We start from the raw sequence: 1,016 nt of genomic DNA on the forward strand, positions 1-1,016 counted from the left end.
TAATACCACTATGTTGAAAGAACGATGAGTCTTCAGCAGCCAAAAAGGCATTGGTCAAATTTTTAGGAATTTCTTCAAAGGTAACTGGAAGCGATAAGCGATTACCATATTGGCCAATAAGCTTGTCATCACTACTATATATTTGCAGTGGCATCTCAAGGCTGGCTGTTTTTATTTCTTGAGTACTGGGTAAGGTTGGCGACAAATACATAGCCATACCGTAGAAGCCAATTGGCACAGTTAATGCAAGGATAATTGCAAGTGCCAGACAGGCAATAACAATCCCCACCAAAAAGTGAACGAGGCGAGCAGTAGCGTTTCTTTTGGTCATAATCAGGCTTATCAAATAAAATTTGCAACAAATATCTCATTATACAGTGAAGAAAACAGACAGGTCATCCTAAAAGTGTAATTTATCCAAACTGAACCGTTAAATGCTTGAATATGTCTGTTAAGTAAAGTATTGTAGTAAATTATTACTGATAACTATCAGAATGTAACTATATATAAGGTAAAACGTCTGTGAGGCTACTTTCTTCTAAGAATCGGCATTTGGTCGGGATAGATATCTGTGCTACCTCCGTAAAGCTAGTTGATATACGACGTCAGCAAGGAATATTTCACCTTAAGTCATATGGAGTTGAGGGGCTGCTACCCGGTACAGTCGTCGATAAACTTATTGTAGATACTGAAGCGGTTGGTGACGCTATCGCTCGTTTGACAAAACGTTGCCAAACGACAAGTGGCAATGGTGCTACAGCTGTCACAGGTTCAGCAGTCATTACCAAGATTATTGATATGGATCGAGGGCTGAGCGATATCGAACGTGAAGCTCAAATACGTTTGGACGCTGATCAGTATATTCCTTACCCACTAGAAGAAGTCAATCTAGACTTTGAAGTACTAGGCCCCTCATTAGTTGATAACAATTTGGTTCAAGTACTACTCGCCGCCTCTAGATCAGAAAATGTTGATCAGCGTGTTGATGCGCTAACTTTCGGTGGCCTAAAAACCAA

2 protein-coding genes are annotated in these 1,016 nt (G+C 40.2%); one reads left to right on the forward strand and one right to left on the reverse strand.

Annotation, left to right across the window (positions count from 1 at the left end):
* Nucleotides 1-331 (reverse strand): transglycosylase domain-containing protein (locus ACS8FD_RS16900; protein ID WP_439276694.1); only part of this gene is annotated, 331 nt, incomplete at its 3' end.
* Between the two features lie 191 nt (nt 332-522).
* On the opposite strand from ACS8FD_RS16900, the gene pilM reads away from it, so the two are divergent.
* The coding region (gene pilM / locus ACS8FD_RS16905) for a type IV pilus assembly protein PilM (protein WP_439276695.1) at nt 523-1,016 on the forward strand (494 nt) is incomplete at its 3' end.

The sequence above is a fragment of the Psychrobacter sp. 1U2 genome (assembly GCF_051847575.1).